General features: G+C 68.5%; 14 protein-coding genes and 1 pseudogene. 9 read left to right on the top strand and 6 right to left on the bottom strand.

The genetic code is table 11. The features are described 5' to 3' along the window. Positions 1-26: 26 nt before the first annotated feature. Positions 27-1,199 (top strand): cystathionine beta-lyase, encoded by a 1,173-nt coding sequence (locus AC1ZQA_RS09765; RefSeq protein ID WP_482676779.1) that lies wholly within the window; start codon positions 27-29, stop codon positions 1,197-1,199. A gap of 70 nt (positions 1,200-1,269) precedes the next feature. Then, complete coding sequence (locus AC1ZQA_RS09760; RefSeq protein WP_482676778.1) at positions 1,270-1,866, top strand: glycine zipper 2TM domain-containing protein; 597 nt, start codon at positions 1,270-1,272, stop codon at positions 1,864-1,866. Positions 1,867-1,878: 12 nt separating this feature from the next. Here AC1ZQA_RS09760 and serB read toward each other — a convergent pair whose 3' ends face one another. Further along, the gene (gene serB, locus AC1ZQA_RS09755; protein WP_482676777.1) at positions 1,879-2,760 is read right to left on the bottom strand and encodes a phosphoserine phosphatase SerB; all 882 of its coding nucleotides are present in this window, start codon (positions 2,758-2,760) and stop codon (positions 1,879-1,881) included. Between the two features lie 56 nt (positions 2,761-2,816). Continuing rightward, positions 2,817-6,311, bottom strand: coding sequence for a transcription-repair coupling factor (gene mfd, locus AC1ZQA_RS09750; protein ID WP_482676776.1), 3,495 nt, complete (start codon positions 6,309-6,311; stop codon positions 2,817-2,819). A gap of 42 nt (positions 6,312-6,353) precedes the next feature. On the opposite strand from mfd, the gene ispD reads away from it, so the two are divergent. From ispD to AC1ZQA_RS09715, 7 genes are all read left to right on the top strand, one after another. After that, complete coding sequence (gene ispD, locus AC1ZQA_RS09745) at positions 6,354-7,091, top strand: 2-C-methyl-D-erythritol 4-phosphate cytidylyltransferase (RefSeq protein WP_482676775.1); 738 nt, start codon at positions 6,354-6,356, stop codon at positions 7,089-7,091. Beyond that, entirely contained in the window at positions 7,088-7,570 is a 483-nt protein-coding gene (gene ispF, locus AC1ZQA_RS09740; protein WP_482676774.1) for a 2-C-methyl-D-erythritol 2,4-cyclodiphosphate synthase, read from the top strand. Before ispD ends, ispF begins: the two co-directional genes overlap by 4 nt. A gap of 27 nt (positions 7,571-7,597) precedes the next feature. Beyond that, the gene (locus AC1ZQA_RS09735; RefSeq protein WP_482676773.1) at positions 7,598-8,062 is read left to right on the top strand and encodes a DUF192 domain-containing protein; all 465 of its coding nucleotides are present in this window, start codon (positions 7,598-7,600) and stop codon (positions 8,060-8,062) included. A gap of 109 nt (positions 8,063-8,171) precedes the next feature. Further along, positions 8,172-8,507, top strand: a complete 336-nt coding sequence (locus AC1ZQA_RS09730; RefSeq protein WP_482676772.1) for a hypothetical protein — start codon at positions 8,172-8,174, stop codon at positions 8,505-8,507. After that, the gene (locus tag AC1ZQA_RS09725; protein ID WP_482676771.1) at positions 8,504-8,725 is read left to right on the top strand and encodes a hypothetical protein; all 222 of its coding nucleotides are present in this window, start codon (positions 8,504-8,506) and stop codon (positions 8,723-8,725) included. Before AC1ZQA_RS09730 ends, AC1ZQA_RS09725 begins: the two co-directional genes overlap by 4 nt. 13 nt (positions 8,726-8,738) lie before the next feature. Further along, entirely contained in the window at positions 8,739-10,433 is a 1,695-nt protein-coding gene (locus AC1ZQA_RS09720; RefSeq protein WP_482676770.1) for a DUF1800 domain-containing protein, read from the top strand. Between the two features lie 11 nt (positions 10,434-10,444). After that, positions 10,445-11,659 (top strand): DUF1501 domain-containing protein, encoded by a 1,215-nt coding sequence (locus AC1ZQA_RS09715; RefSeq protein WP_482676769.1) that lies wholly within the window; start codon positions 10,445-10,447, stop codon positions 11,657-11,659. A 1-nt stretch (position 11,660) separates the two neighbouring features. Here AC1ZQA_RS09715 and AC1ZQA_RS09710 read toward each other — a convergent pair whose 3' ends face one another. The 4 genes and pseudogenes from AC1ZQA_RS09710 to AC1ZQA_RS09695 form a co-directional block, all read right to left on the bottom strand. Beyond that, positions 11,661-11,789, bottom strand: coding sequence for a hypothetical protein (locus AC1ZQA_RS09710; RefSeq protein WP_482676768.1), 129 nt, complete (start codon positions 11,787-11,789; stop codon positions 11,661-11,663). Between the two features lie 29 nt (positions 11,790-11,818). Next, a pseudogene (locus AC1ZQA_RS09705) lies at positions 11,819-12,070 on the bottom strand (alpha/beta fold hydrolase); the annotation flags it as partial. A gap of 123 nt (positions 12,071-12,193) precedes the next feature. Next, positions 12,194-12,517 carry a hypothetical protein gene (locus tag AC1ZQA_RS09700; protein WP_482676767.1) on the bottom strand — a complete coding sequence of 108 codons (324 nt, stop codon included), beginning with the start codon at positions 12,515-12,517 and terminating at the stop codon, positions 12,194-12,196. 11 nt (positions 12,518-12,528) lie between these two features. Further along, positions 12,529-14,916 (bottom strand): plasma-membrane proton-efflux P-type ATPase, encoded by a 2,388-nt coding sequence (locus AC1ZQA_RS09695; protein ID WP_482676766.1) that lies wholly within the window; start codon positions 14,914-14,916, stop codon positions 12,529-12,531. Positions 14,917-14,930: the final 14 nt, after the last annotated feature.

The raw sequence follows: 14,930 nt of genomic DNA, 5'->3' as shown, positions 1-14,930 counted from the left end.
ACCAAAATCCCCAGACGGCTTCACAAATGCAACAGTTGTCGACACGTCTGCAGCACCACCCCTACCAGCCGCCACCCGGATTTTGCGCGGTAGAACCCGGCGTGCACCATGCCTCGACCGTGATGTTCCCGAGCGTGGCCGCGATGCGCGCACGCGACTGGCGCAGCAAGGACGGCTACACCTATGGCCTGCACGGCACGCCCACCACCTTCCTGCTGGAAGAGCGACTCGCCAGCCTGGATGGCGCCCGTCATTGCCTGCTCTGCCCCTCGGGTCTGTCGGCCATCACCCTGATCGACCAGGCGCTGCTCGTGCAGGGCGATCATGTGCTGCTGCCGGCCAATGCCTACGGCCCTGGCCGCGAATTCGCCGAACGCCTGCTGGTTGGCTGGGGCATCACCTCCAGTCTCTACGACCCGCTGGACACAGCCGAACAACTCGCCGCACGGATGACCCCGGCCACCCGCCTGCTCTGGCTGGAGGCGCCGGGCTCGGTCACCATGGAAATGCCCGATCTGCGCGCCCTGGTGGCCGCAGCAAAAGCCCAAGGCGTGCGCACCGCCATCGATGCCACCTGGGCTGCGGGCATTGCGCTGCAGCCCTTCGATCTGGGCATCGACATCGTCATGCAGGCGCTGACCAAATACCAGAGCGGCGGCGCCGATGTGCTGATGGGCAGCGTGAGCACCCGCGACGACACCCTGCACGAAAGGCTGCTGTTCACGCACATGCGCCTGGGTCTGGGCGTTTGTGGCGACGATTGCGCCAAGGTGCTGCGCGGCCTGCACTCTCTGCCGCTGCGCTATGCCGCGCACGACGCCGCTGCCCGCCGCATCGCCGCCTGGCTGCAGACCCAGCCGCAAGTGGCCGTGGTGCTGCATCCGGCGCTGCCGGACAGTCCCGGGCACGCCTTCTGGACGCGCGATTGCACCGCCGCCGCCGGGTTGTTCAGCGTGGTGTTCGACGCTCGTTACAGCCCGGTGCAGATCGATGCCTTCGTCGATGCGCTGCGCCTGTTCAAGATCGGCTATTCCTGGGGCGGCCCGGTCAGCCTGGCCGTGCCCTACGACGTGCAGACCATGCGCCCCGCCGGTCAGTGGCCGCACAAGGGCGGGCTGGTGCGGCTGGCCATCGGCCTGGAAGACGCGGACGATCTGATCGCCGATCTGGCGCAGGCCATGCAACGGGCGATGGGCTGAATTTGGCTGTCATCAAACCCGGGTGCAGATGCGTTGTCTGGGCATCATGCGTCTTTCGGGGAAATCCATCATGTCTCGGTCTGGTCTGTTGTTGAGCGGTGCGGTGTTGCTGTCGTTGCTGGGTGGTTGCGCCGTGGTGCCGCCGTCGCAGTCGTATTCCTCGGCTGACGCGGTGCCGCGGCAGCCGGTCTATCAGCAGCCGGGCTATGCGCCATATGGCACGCCGTATGGCGGGCAATACGCCCAGCCGGGCTACACCCCCTCGTCGGCGTATGACAACGGTGACGGCGCTGCGCCGCCCGCGTATGCGGCCCAGCCGTCCTATGCGCCGCAACCGACCTATGCACCGGCTCCGGTGGCGCAATCGGCTTTGCCGGGGGCCGCGTTGGGGGCTCTGGCCGGTGGGGTGATCGGCTCGCGCTTCGGCTCGGGCAATGGGCGCACGGCGATGGCGGCGACCGGCGCGGCGCTGGGCGCAGTGGTGGGGGCAAATGCCGCCAACCCCTATGGCACGCAGATCACCCCGGGCACGGTGATCGGCGGCGTGGTCGGCGGTCTGGTGGGCTCGCGCTTCGGCAGCGGCAACGGCAAGACAGCGGCCGCCGCGCTGGGTGCCGCGGTGGGGGCGATGGCCGGGTCGCAGTATCCGGCCGTGGGTCTGCCATAATCTGGCCCGACCTCATTCGAACCAGCGCAGCAGGCTGTCGAGGCCGCCGTGGTCGATGGCGGCGGTGGCGGCTTCGCGCACCTTGGGTTTGGCGTGGTAGGCCACGCTGAAGCCCACCGCCTGCATCATCGGCAGATCGTTGGCGCCGTCGCCGATGACCAGCACTTCGCCGGGGTCACAGCCCAGGTCGTTGCAGAACGCGAGCACGGCCGTCTTCTTGGCGGCGCCGTCGATGATGTCGCCGACCAGCTTGCCGTCGAGCGCGTCGCCCTGCACGCCCAGCACATTGGCGGCGACGCGGTCAAAGCCCAGGCGCTGTTTCAGTCGGTCGGTGAAGTGGGTGAAGCCGCCCGTGACGAGCTGGGTTTTCAGCCCGGCGGCCTTGGCCGCAGACAGCAGGGTTTCGGCGCCGGGGTTCAGACGCAGGACGTCGGTGTAGAGCCTGTCGAGCGCGGTCAGCGGCACGCCAGCCAGCAGCGCCACGCGCTGACGCAGGCTGGTGGCGTAGTCGGCAATCTCGCCACGCATCGCGGCGGCGGTGATGGCGGCGATCTCGTCCTTCTTGCCTACTGCGGCGCCGATCTCATCGACAGTCTCGATGTTGATGAGGGTGGAGTCCATGTCCATCGCCAGCAGCTTGAAGTCGCCCAGATGCAGCCCCGCCGGGATGATGGCCCAGTCGATGTGGTGCGTGCGGCAATAGGCGTCTATCGCATGGCGCGTGGCGGCGCCAGTGCTGCGGATGTCGCGCAGCCGTGCGCCGTTGTGGCCGCGGTTGGGGCCGTTGTCGTCGGCAAACTTTTCCAGGCTGATGGGCGCGGCGATGTGGCAAAGCTGGTCGAGGTTCTCTTGCGACAGTGGGGTGGTGTGGCGCTGAATGACAAGATGGTGCATGGCAGGTCTGGAGGAGTGGCGAGGAGTGTGTGGGACGGTCTGTCGGCGTTGATGCATCAGGCCAGCGCCGCCTCGGTGCGCGGCGTGCCGAGCTGCCTGAGGACGTCGCGGATGAGCTGGGCGCGCTGCGCGGCGTCTTTCGTCGCGCGTTCGATGCGCAGGCGGTCGTTGCCGCTGAGCTTGATGTGGCGGTGTTTCTGGATCAGGTCGATGATGCGCGCCGCGTCCACCGGCGCATCCTTGCGGAACTGCAGGATGGCCACTTCTTCGGCCGCGTCGATCTTGGTGATGCCGTAGGCCTGCGCCATCAGCCGCAGACGGTGCGTGTCCACCAGCGCCTGCGCGGGGGGCGGCATGCGGCCGAAGCGATCGACGATTTCCTCGGCCACGCTGTCGAGCTGCGCGCTGGTGGTGGCGCTGGCCAGCCGCTTGTAGAGCGACAGCCGCGCATGCACGTCGCCGCAATAGTCGTTGGGCAGCAGTGCGGGTACGTGCAGGTTGATTTCGGTGGTCACGCCCAGCGGGTTGAGCAGATCGGGTTCGCGTCCGGCGCGCAGCGCCTTCACCGCCTCGGCCAGCATGTCGTTGTAGAGCGCAAAGCCGATCTCCTGCATATTGCCCGACTGCTGCTCGCCCAGCACCTCGCCGGCGCCGCGGATCTCCAGGTCGTGCATCGCCAGATAAAAACCCGAGCCCAGCTCTTCCATCTGCTGGATGGCCTCCAGCCGCTGTCCGGCCTGCTTGGTCAGGCTCTGCACATCGGGCACCAGCAGATACGCGTAGGCCTGGTGGTGCGAGCGCCCGACGCGGCCGCGCAGCTGGTGCAACTGCGCCAGACCGAACTTGTCGGCCCGCGCCATGATGATGGTGTTGGCGCTGGGGACGTCGATGCCGGTCTCGATGATGGTCGTGCACAGCAGGATGTTGAAGCGCTGGGCGTGGAAGTCGCGCATCACCCGCTCGAGGTCGCGCTCGTGCATCTGGCCGTGGGCGATGTCGATGCGCGCCTCGGGCACCAGTTCCTCGAGCTGGCGCCTGCGGTTCTCGATGGTCTCGACCTCGTTGTGCAGGAAGTACACCTGACCGCCGCGCTTGATTTCGCGCAGGATGGCTTCGCGCATCACCGCGCTGCTTTCGCTGCGCACGAAGGTCTTGATCGCCAGCCGTTTTTGCGGCGCGGTGGCGATGACGCTCAAGTCGCGCAGCCCTTCGAGCGCCATGCCCAGGGTGCGCGGAATGGGGGTGGCAGTCAGCGTGAGCAGGTCGACCGAGGCGCGCAGCGCCTTGAGCGCCTCCTTGTGGCGCACGCCGAAGCGGTGTTCCTCGTCGACGATCACCAGCCCCAGCCGGTCGAACTTGACCGTGGGCGACAGCAGCTTGTGCGTGCCGATGACGATGTCCACCGTGCCGCGTGCGAGACCTTCGAGCGCCGCGTTGATCTCCTTGGTGCTGCGAAAGCGCGACATTTCGGCAATGCGCACCGGCCAGTCGGCAAAGCGGTTGCGGAAGGTCTCGCAATGCTGCTCGGCCAGCAGGGTGGTGGGCGCGAGCACGGCGACCTGCTTGCCGCCCATCACCGCAACGAACGCGGCGCGCAGCGCCACCTCGGTCTTGCCAAAGCCCACGTCGCCGCAGACCAGCCGGTCCATCGGGCGCGGGGAAATCATGTCCTGCACCACGGCGTGAATGGCTGCGGCCTGATCGGGCGTTTCCTCGAAGCCAAAGCTCGCGGCGAAGGCTTCGTAGTCCTGCGGGGTATAGCGGAACGCGTGGCCCTGATGCGCAGCGCGGCGGGCGTAAATGTTGAGCAGTTCGGCGGCGGCGTCGCGCACCTGTTCGGCGGCCTTGCGCCTGGCCTTGTCCCACTGGCCGGAGCCCAGGGTATGCAGCGGCGCGTCGTCCTGCGCGGCGCCGCTGTAGCGGCCGATGAGGTGCAGTTGCGAGACGGGCACATACAGCACCGCGTCGTTCGCATAGACCAGATGCAGGAACTCGGCCGGGCCGTCGCCCAGATCGAGCTCGGTCAGGCCCTGATAGCGGCCGATGCCGTGGTTGGCATGCACCACGGGATCGCCGGGCTGCAGTTCGGCAAGGTCGTGGATCAGGGCATCGACATTGCTGGCCTGCTCCTGTTTGCGGCGGCGGCGCTGCGCCGGATTGAGGGCGAACAGCTCGGTTTCGGTCAGGACCGCCAGGCGGTCGGCCGGCAGGGCAAAGCCGCGCGCCAGCGGGCCAACGGCCAGGGCAAAGCCGGTGGTGCCGCTGACGAATTCGTCCCAGCTTTCGGCCGGCTGGGCGGACAGGCCGGACTCCTGCAGCAACTCGCGCAGGGTTTCACGGCGCCCGGCGGACTCGGCCAGCAACAGCGCGCGCTGGTTGTGCTGCCTGCCCGCCTCGAGCCAATTCGCCAGCCGGGCCAGCGGACGGGTGGCGCGGCGGTCGGCGGAAATGTCGGGCAGCGCGGCGCTCGCGGGCTTGGCGTCGGCGTCGGCAGCGGTTTCGTCCCGGGGGCGCAGCGCCAGCTGGGCATAGGGCTTGATGCGGGTGAAAAACGCTTCCTCGCTGAGGAAGAGCTGGTCGGGTGCGAGGGCAGGGCGCTCCGGGTCGTGGCGCAGCAGGCGGTGGCGATCTTGGGTGTCGGTCCAGAAGGTTCGGATGGCGGCGGCAATATCGCCATGCAGCACCACGCGCGTCCGAGGGCCGAGAAAGTCGGGCAGGGTGGCGGTGTGCTCGAAAAACAGCGGCAGGTAATACTCGATGCCGGGTCCGGCCACGCCGCTGGCCATGTCCTTGTAGAGCGGGCTGCGGCTCGGATCGCCCTCGAACACTTCGCGCCATCGGGCGCGAAAGCGCTTTTGCGTGGCTTCATCGAGCGGAAACTCGCGTCCGGGCAGCAGGCGCACCTCCTTGACCGGATAGAGGCTGCGCTGGGTGTCGGGGTCGAAGGCCTGGATCGAGTCGATGGTGTCGCCGAACAGATCGACCCGGTAGGGCACTGGAGAGCCCATGGGGTGCAGGTCGATCAGCCCGCCGCGCACCGCGTATTCGCCCGGCGCCATCACCTGGCTGACATGGTTGTAGCCGGCCAGCACCAGCTGGGCGCGCAGGGCGGCCTCGTCGAGCGCCTCACCCTGGCGGAAGTCGAAGGTGTAGGCGGCGAGGAACTCGGGTGGAGCCAGCCGCTGGATCGCGGTGTTGGCCGGGGCGATGACCACGTCGATCTGCCCGCTGTGAATCGCCCAGAGCGTGGCCAGGCGCTCGGAGATCAAATCCTGGTGCGGTGAGAAGCTGTCGTAGGGCAGCGTTTCCCAGTCGGGCAGCAGACCCACGCGCAGCGACGGCGCGAACCAGCGCACTTCGTCGAGCAGGCGCTGGGCGTCGGCGGCTTCGGCGGTGACGACGAGCCACGGCCCGCCCTGCGTGCTGCCGGTGGTGCACAGCTCGGCGAGCAACAGGGCGTCTGCACTTCCGCTGGGTAAGGCCCAGCTCACACGCTGGCCGGGTTTGAGCGCGGGCACTTGGCTGCGCAGGGCATGGACAATAGACGACATGGTCAAATTTTCGCCCAAAGTGCGCCTTCGCCTTGTGTCCTGATGCAAATGCCGTCCCATTCCACTGCGCTTTCCCCCCGCTGCCATGCCCTGATTCCCTGCGCGGGAAGTGGATCGCGCCTGCCCGGCGAGGTGCCCAAGCAATACCGCACCCTGCTGGGCGACTGCGTGGTGCAGCACACGGTGCGGGCGTTCTTGCGCACCCCGCGCATCGCTTCGGTCGCTGTCGTGGTGCAGGCCGGTGATACGCAGGCGGCGGCTTGTCTGCGGGCCGATCCGCGCTTGTCCGTGCTGCCTCTGGGCGGCGCAAGCCGCGCGCACAGCGTGCTCGGCGGCCTCGACGGTCTGCTGCAGGCGGGCGCGCTGCCGACCGACTGGGCACTGGTGCACGACGCGGCGCGCTGCTGCATCACCCCGGAGCTGATCGACCGGCTGATCGACACCTGTGCGACCGATGCGGTGGGCGGCCTGCTGGCGCTGCCCCTGCCCGACACCCTCAAGACCGCCGACACCGCAGGCCGTGTGGCCCGCACCGAACCACGCGAGGGCCGCTGGCTGGCGCAGACGCCGCAGATGTTCCGCATCGGCTCGCTGCGCGAGGCGTTGCAGGCGGCGATTGCGGTCCATGCCCCACCCACCGACGAAGCCGGGGCGATGGAACAACGGGGCTTGCAGGCGCTGCTGGTGCCCGGCGCCGCGTTCAATTTCAAGATCACCTATCCCCAGGACCTCGAACTGGCGCAGGCCGTGCTGGCCTTGCGCGCAGGAGATTCCGCATGACACAGATCCGCATCGGCGAGGGCTTTGATGTTCACGCCCTGGTCCCCGGCCGCAGGCTCATTCTCGGCGGCGTGACCATTCCCCACTCCCTCGGCCTGCTCGGCCATTCCGACGCCGACGTGCTGCTGCACGCCATCACCGACGCGCTGCTGGGCGCAGCGGGGCTCGGCGACATCGGCCAGCATTTCCCCGATACCGATGCGCGCTTTGCCGGCGCGGACTCCGGCGAACTGCTGCGGCAGGTGCGGCACAGCGTGGTGCAGCAGGGTTGGACGGTGGGCAATGTCGATTGCACCGTGATTGCGCAGGCGCCGAAGCTCGCGCCCTATCGCGACGCGATGCGCCAGCGCATTGCCGAGCTGCTGGAGCTGGATGTCGCGCAGGTCAACGTCAAAGGCAAGACCACCGAGCGGCTGGGCTTCGTGGGCCGCGGTGAGGGCATCGCCGCCAGCGCGGTGTGCCTGCTGCTGCGCGCTTGAGCAACGACCATGCACAAGGAACGCACCATGCACATCGTCCATTTGCTGCGCAGCGTTGCACTCGCATGCACCCTGACCAGTGCCACCGCGGCCTGCGCTGCGCAGCCCGAGGTCAATACCGGCCTGCCGCAGGTCACGCTCAAGGTGGGCGGGCACGTCCTGCGCGCGGAGGTGGCAGCCACGGCCGAGCAGCAGCAGACCGGGCTGATGAACCGCCGCAGCCTGCCCGCGAATCACGGCATGGTGTTCGTCTGGTCGCAGCCGCAGGCGGTGTGCATGTGGATGAAGAACACCTTCATTCCGCTGTCGGTGGCGTTCATCGCTGCGGATGGGCGCATCGTCAACATCGCCGACATGCAACCGGAAACTGAAGACGTGCATTGCGCACAGACCGATGTGCGCTACGCCCTGGAAACACCGCTGCACTGGTTCTCGCGGCATGGAGTGAAGCCCGGCGCGCAGGTGACCGGTCTGCCCCTGTCTGCGCGCTGAACACAATTGGTGACAACTGCGTGCGGTGCGGTTGTCGCCGCCTGCAGGGGAGTTCCGTTGATTCGACACGGCCGCACTTTCTCTTGTCGAACAGCAAAGGAATCCCAACATGCACCCAGTTCTTCGTCCGGCATGGCTGTCCATGCTGACTGCAGGCGCCCTGCTCAGCACGCCGCTGGCGTTTGCGCAAACGCCCTGGCAGGCGGCGCATCCGAATCGTGCGCAGGTCATCCAGCGCGCCGATCGTCTCGATCATCGCATCGACCACGCCAGCCTTGTCGGTGAGATACCGCCGTGGCGCGCGCAGGCGCTGCACCTTCAGGTGGCGCGGGTGCGGTGGCAGCAGCAGGCGGTGGCGCAGCGCCACGGCGGCGGCCTGCCGCGTGCACAGTGGCTGGCGCTGAACCGGCGCGAGGCTGCGATCAGCCGGGAGATCGTGCAATGAAGGCGCTCGTGGCATTGACACGGGCGCGCCGAGTGCGTCTGGCCGCACTGGCGCTGGCGAGCAGCATGCTGCTCGGGGGCTGTTATGTGGCGCCCATTGCACCGGCGCAGGTCTCCGGCGCAGTCATCGTGCGGCCCGAAGGTGGCGGCTGCTGGCACCGGGCGCATTGGGGCCCCTGGGGAGTGTGGCACCCGGGCCATTGGGGCGTTTGCGGCTGAACGGGGCGCGATCATGGAAACACGCACGATGCCCGCTCTGCAGGATCTGTCGCGCCGCCGATTCCTTGGCGGTCTGGGCGCAGCCGGGCTGGGGCTGACGGGTCTGGCACCGCAGGCCTGGTCGCAAACCCAGCAGACCGCAGGCGCCGCGCCCGATCTGGACGCGGCAGCGCAAGCCCGCCCGGTGGCCTTCCTCGACCGCATCGGCTGGGGCGCAAGCGCTGCACAGCTGCAGGCCTTGGCCCAGGCTGGTGCGACGGCCTATCTGAACGCACAGTTGCAAGCGCAGGCGACCCCAGGGCTGCCGCCGGAGCTGAGCGCACAGCTCGCCGCCCTGCCAGTGAACCAAGCGCTGGACGCGTTGATCCCGCCCATCGTTCGGCAAGAGCGCGACATCCGCCGCACAAGAAGGGACGGGCAGACAAGCGACGCGCAGCGCGTCCAAGTCCAGCTCAATGCGATCAACCGCTTCAAATTCGCGCTGGCGCAACAGGCGGCGGCGCAGCAAGTGCTGCTCGCCCTCTACGCGCCCAACACACTGCATCAGCGGCTCACCTGGTTCTGGGTCAACCATTTCAACGTGTTCCGCGCCGGCAATGTCGGGCCGATGCTTGCCGACTACACCCAGCGGGTGATCGCGCCGCACGCGCTCGGGCGCTTTCGCGACCTGCTGCGCGCCACCATGTTCTCGCCGCAGATGCTGCTGTATCTGAACAACGCGCAGAACGCCCGCGGCCACATCAACGAGAACTACGCCCGCGAAGTGATGGAGCTGCACACCCTGGGCGTGGGCAGCGGCTACACCCAGGCGGATGTGACCAATCTGGCTCGGGTGCTCACCGGCCTGGGGGTCGACCTGCTCGGCGAGCCGCTGCGCGTGCGTCCGGTCTGGCGTGCCGAACTCTGGCAACAGGGGCTGGTGGTGTTCAACCCCGCGCGGCACGATCCCGACCCCAAGGTCGTGCTTGGCCACACCCTGCAGGGGCGGGGGCTGGAGGACATCGACGCGGTCATCACGCTGCTGGCTGACCATCCCGCCACCGCCCGGCATGTCAGCACGCAGCTGGCACAGTATTTCGTTGCCGATCATCCGCCGCCCGCGCTGGTGGCGGCGATGGTGGTGCGCTGGCGGCAGAGCGGTGGTCAGATCGCCGCGGTGCTGCAGGCGATGTTCACCCATCCGGAGTTCATCGCCAGCCTGTCGCAGCCGCAGTTCAAGGACCCGGTGCGTTATGTCTTCTCGGCCCTGCGCGCCAGCCTGGGGGATGAGCCGATCCGCAATCCGCAGCCGGTGCTGGCGATGCTGCAGCGCCTGGGCGAACCGCTGTTCGGGCGGCAGACGCCGGACGGTTATCCGCTCGATGCCGGCGCCTGGGACAGCCCGGGGCAGCTGACTGCGCGGTTCGAAGTGGCGCGGCAGATCGGCGTTGGCGCGCCGATGCTGTATGCCGAGCCGCCCGCGCTGTTGACGCAGGCCGCACCGATCGACGGTGATGCGGCAGACGGCATGGAGATGAGCGCCGTGCCGCCCGTACCGCCGCCCGCCAAGCCGCCGCGTCGCCCGCCGCCCGACCTGGCGCGCAGCGCGGTGTATCTCGCGCAGCAAAACCAACTCGGCATCGCCACGCTGCGCGCGCTCGCGCAAGCCGACGACCGCGTGGGCTGGAACGCGCTGTGGCTGTCATCTCCCGAATTCATGCAAACCTGAAGGAGCCTCGCATGCAACGCCGCCGTTTTTTGCAAGCCGCTGCCGCAACTGCGCTGGCCGCGCCCACGACCCGGCTGTGGGCCGCGCCGAGCAGCCAGGGCCAGCCCAAGTTCATCCTGGTGTTCCTGCGCGGGGCGTATGACGCGACCAATCTGCTCGTGCCCTACGCCAATGCGTTCTATTACGAATCCCGCCCGCACATCGCCGTGCCCCGGCCAGGCAGCGCGACCGACGCGGCGATCGCGCTCGATGCCGACTGGGCATTGCACCCGGCGCTGCGCGACGCGATGTTGCCGCTGTGGCAGGCCGGGCAGCTCGCCTTCGTGCCCTTTGCCGGCACGCGCGACCTGACCCGCAGCCATTTCGAAACGCAGGATCACATCGAACTCGGGCAGGGCGCGCAGGCGCGCGATTTCAACGACGGCTTTCTCAACCGTTTGGCGCAGCAGCTCGGCGGGCGCGCGCAGCCGATGGTGTTCACCGCGCAACTGCCGCTGTCGCTGCGTGGGCAAGAGCGCGTGCCCAATCTGGCGATCGCGCAGGCAGGCAAGACCGGCATCGACGTGCGGCAGCGCGCCCTGATCGAAAGCATGTGGAGCGGCTCGGCGCAAGGCGCGGCCGTGCGCGAAGGCTTTGCGGTGCACCAGACCGTGCGCCGCGACATGCAGCAGACCGACTGGCAGGCCGAGATGGTTGCCGCGAGCCGCGGCGCGGTTGCGCCCAAGGGATTTGTCGCCGAGGCGGTGAAAATCGGCGCGCTGATGCGCGAGAGCTTCAACATCGGTTTCATCGACGTCGGCGGCTGGGACACGCATGTCAACGAAGCAACCACCAGCGGCGCGCAGGGGCAGCTGTCCGACAAGCTCGCGGCGTTGGGCCAGGGGCTGGCCGGCATGGCGCGAGCGATGGGGCCTGCATGGCGCGACACCACCGTGGTCGTGCTCAGCGAATTCGGCCGCACCTTCCGCGAAAACGGGAACCGTGGCACCGACCACGGCCACGGCACGGTGTACTGGGTGCTGGGCGGCGCGGTGCGCGGCGGGCGCGTGGCCGGCGAGCAGATCGTGCAGTCTCCCGCAACCCTCAACCAGAACCGCGACGACCCGGTGCTCACCGACTACCGCGACCTGCTCGGCGGCGTGTTTCAGCGGTTGTGGGGGCTGCGCGCGCCGCAGGTGCAGGCGGTGTTTCCGGGCGCGCAACCGGTCGATCTGCGGCTGCTTTGATTCAGCCCTGCCGCGCGATCCACGCGGCGATCTCCGGCCAGGCCTCTTCGAGCGTGCGCGCGCCCATGAAAAGGCCGACATGGCCGCCAGGGACGATGCGTTTTTCGATTTTTTTGGTGGGGTGCCGCACAGGGTTTCGGCGGCGAACACCTGCGGCGCGGTGGTGATGTCGTCGCTTTCGCCAGCCAGCAGATACAGCGGGCAGGTGATGTCCTTGAGATTGAGCGTGCGCCCGAGCGCGACATACTCGCCCTTGGCCAGCAGGTTGCGCTTGAACAGCTGGTCGATGACCTGCAGAGACCAGCGCCCCGGCAGGTCGAGCGGGTTTTCGTACCAGCGCTCGAACGCCTCGGTCTTGGACAGCCACACCGGGTCGTCGATGTGCTCGTACAGGTCGATGTGCTCCTGCACATCGTGCTGCTCGGGGTGCATGTTCTTCCACCCGGCGAGCATGAACTTGCCGAGCATCAGCCCAGCGCCTGACGGGGTCGGGCAAACACGGGGCGGCGCGGCGTTTGCCTGAGAGCGTCTGCATCAGGCTTTGGCCTTTTGAGCCTTTTGATCGTCCGCGATCATCGAGGTGAGGCCGGTGTGGGGTGCGATCACCAGCGTTGGCGTGCCCCGCGCGTCGTCCGCCGAATCGTCGCACAGGCCGGGGGTGCGCAGCGTCAGCCGCACGCTGTGCGCGGTGGCCAGACGCGGCTTGATCCCGCCGTGCAGCCGCAATTCCTCGTCGAGAAATTTGACATTGCGCGCAGCCAGCTCCAGCCCCTGCGCGGCCATGTCGGCAGCGAGCTGCATCGGCCAGAAAAACGGCACATTGATCTGCGGCGTTGCAGCGTTGTCGGACGGGGGCATGATGTTTTCCTTCAGGCAATGGCGAAGCGGGCGAACAACGGGCGTTTGAGCAGCGTATCGAGCAGCAGGGTGAAGACGGCGGTGGCCAGCAGGATGGCCCCGACCACCAGCCAAGGCAGCGCGGCCATCAGCACGCCGAATCCGGCGAGCAGGCTCACGGCGATCACATCACCCAGGATGGCTGCGGCCATCCATTTCGACGGCGCGAGCCGCCACATCGGGCCGTCGCTGCGCAGCAGGTAAATCCCCGCCTGGTTGCCCAGCACCAGGATCAGGAACACCACGGTCTGCAACTGCGCCGCGCTCAAACCCTGCGACTGCGCCCAGAGGTAAAGACCCGCGGCGAACAGCAGGCTCAAGCCTGCCAGCACGATGGACGCGCCCATCAGCCGGCCCACCTGCCAGCGCTGCGGCAGCGCTGCAGGCTGCACCCGGTCGGTGGCGATGCTCATCGTGGCAAAGTCGTTGGCAAACAGCATCAGCACGATCAGCAGCGGCGAGATGACGAAGTGCCCGGTGAGCAGCAGACCGAGGGTGAGGAACAGCACGATTTCCAGCGTGCGCAGCACCTTGTTGAGGGTGTAGGTGAGCATGCGCCGGTGTACCTGCCGCCCGGCACGCACCACGGTGAGCACGCCAGACAGCCCCGGATCGGTGAGCACCACACCCGCTGCGGCCTTGGCGACGTCGGTCGCGCTGGCCACCGCGATGCCCAGCTCCGCCTGGCGCAGCGCCGGCGCGTCGTTGACCCCGTCGCCGGTCATGCCGGTCACATGCCCGGCCTGCTGCAGCGCGGCGACGATGTGGTGCTTGTCTTCGGGCAGCACGCGCGCGAACAGATCGCACCGCTCGGGGTGTTGCAGCGCCTCGGGCGCGGCCTGACACACTCGCGTGCCCAGACCGAGCTGCGCGCCGATCGCGCGCGCGGCGACTTCGGCATCTCCTGTGGCCATGCACACGCGCACGCCGAGCCGTTTGATCTGCGCGATCAGATCGGCCGCATCGGGGCGCGGCGGATCGGACAGTCCGACCGCGCCGAGCAATTGCAGCGCATCGCCGTGGCCTGCGGCCACAGCGAGCACGCGCGCCCCGCTGGCGGCGAGCTGCTTTTCCGCGGCATGGAGCGCGGTTTGCTGTGGGCCGTCCAGATGGCACAGCGGGCCGATGATGGTGGCTGCACCCTTGACCGCGCGCCAGGGCTGGCCGTCGACGGTGTATTCGCCTTCGCTGCGCCGCGTGGCGGGGTCGAAGGGGTGAAACCCGGTGCGCGCCGGGGCGCCCTCCAGCAGCTTGCGCTCGCGCGCAGCGCTGAGCAACGCCAGATCCAGCGGGTCTTGCGTCGCGTCGTCGCTGGCCAGCGCGGCGGCGCGCAAGACGGCGTTTTCATCCGTGCCTGGCGCCAGTGCTGTGGCCGCGGCAAAGCGCAGGCTGTTCTGCGTGAGCGTGCCGGTCTTGTCCGAGACCAGGGTGTCCATCGCCGCGGCTTCTTCCACTGCGGGCAGGCGCGTGACCAGCACGTCAAGGTGTGCGAGTTGCTGGCTGCTGACCGCGGTCGCCAGGGTGTAGGTGGCCGGCAGCGCGACCGGCACCGAAGCGACGAGCAGCATCAGCGCGAACACCGCGGTATCGAGCAGCGGCAGGTCGCGCCACAGCGCATAGCCGATGACCAGCGCGACCAGCACGGCGTCGAACGCGACCAGGCGCTTGACGATGGCGAAGATGGTGCGCTGCATGTGGCTGGGGGCGCTGGATGCGCGCACCAGCTCGGCGGTCTGGCCGAAAACCGTATGCGCGCCGGTTGCGCTGACCACCCCGCTGGCCTCGCCCTGACGCACGATCGCGCCGGTAAAGGCCGGCTTGCCGGGGCCTGCATCGACCGGCAGCGACTCGCCGGTCAGCGCCGCCTGGTCGAGCGACACCGCACCGTCGAACAACTGCAGGTCGGCCGGGACGATGTCTCCAGCGCGGACGTGCACCACGTCTCCCGGAACCACCTGCGCCGCCGGGATTTGCTGCCAGCGCGCATCGCGTAGCACCCGGGCGCTGACGTGCAGTTGCCGGCGCAGCAGCGCCAGCGCGTCCTTGGCGCGCTGCTCCTGGACGAACGCGACCATGGCGTTGAACACCAGCAGCGCGGCGATCACCAGCGCCTCGAATCCCCGGCCGAGCAGCAACTGGAGGACGATCACCGCCTCGAGCATCCACGGCACTGGCGCCCAGAACTTGATCAACAGTTGCCGCCAGGCGGGGATGGTGCGCTCGGCGATGGCGTTGGGGCCGAAGCGGGCCAGCCGGGCGGCGGCCTCGGCGGCGGTAAGACCCTGCGCCGTGTCGGTGGGGGGCAGGTCATCGGTTTGCGCCGCGCGTGTGGTGCTGGGTGAGGCGGATGAGGCGTGCATCGGGGCTCCCTGGC

It is taken from the genome of Thiomonas sp. DCM-2, from assembly GCF_056820905.1.
The sequence above is the reverse complement of the archived record's forward strand: the minus strand, read 5'-3'. Positions and strand labels throughout refer to the sequence as shown.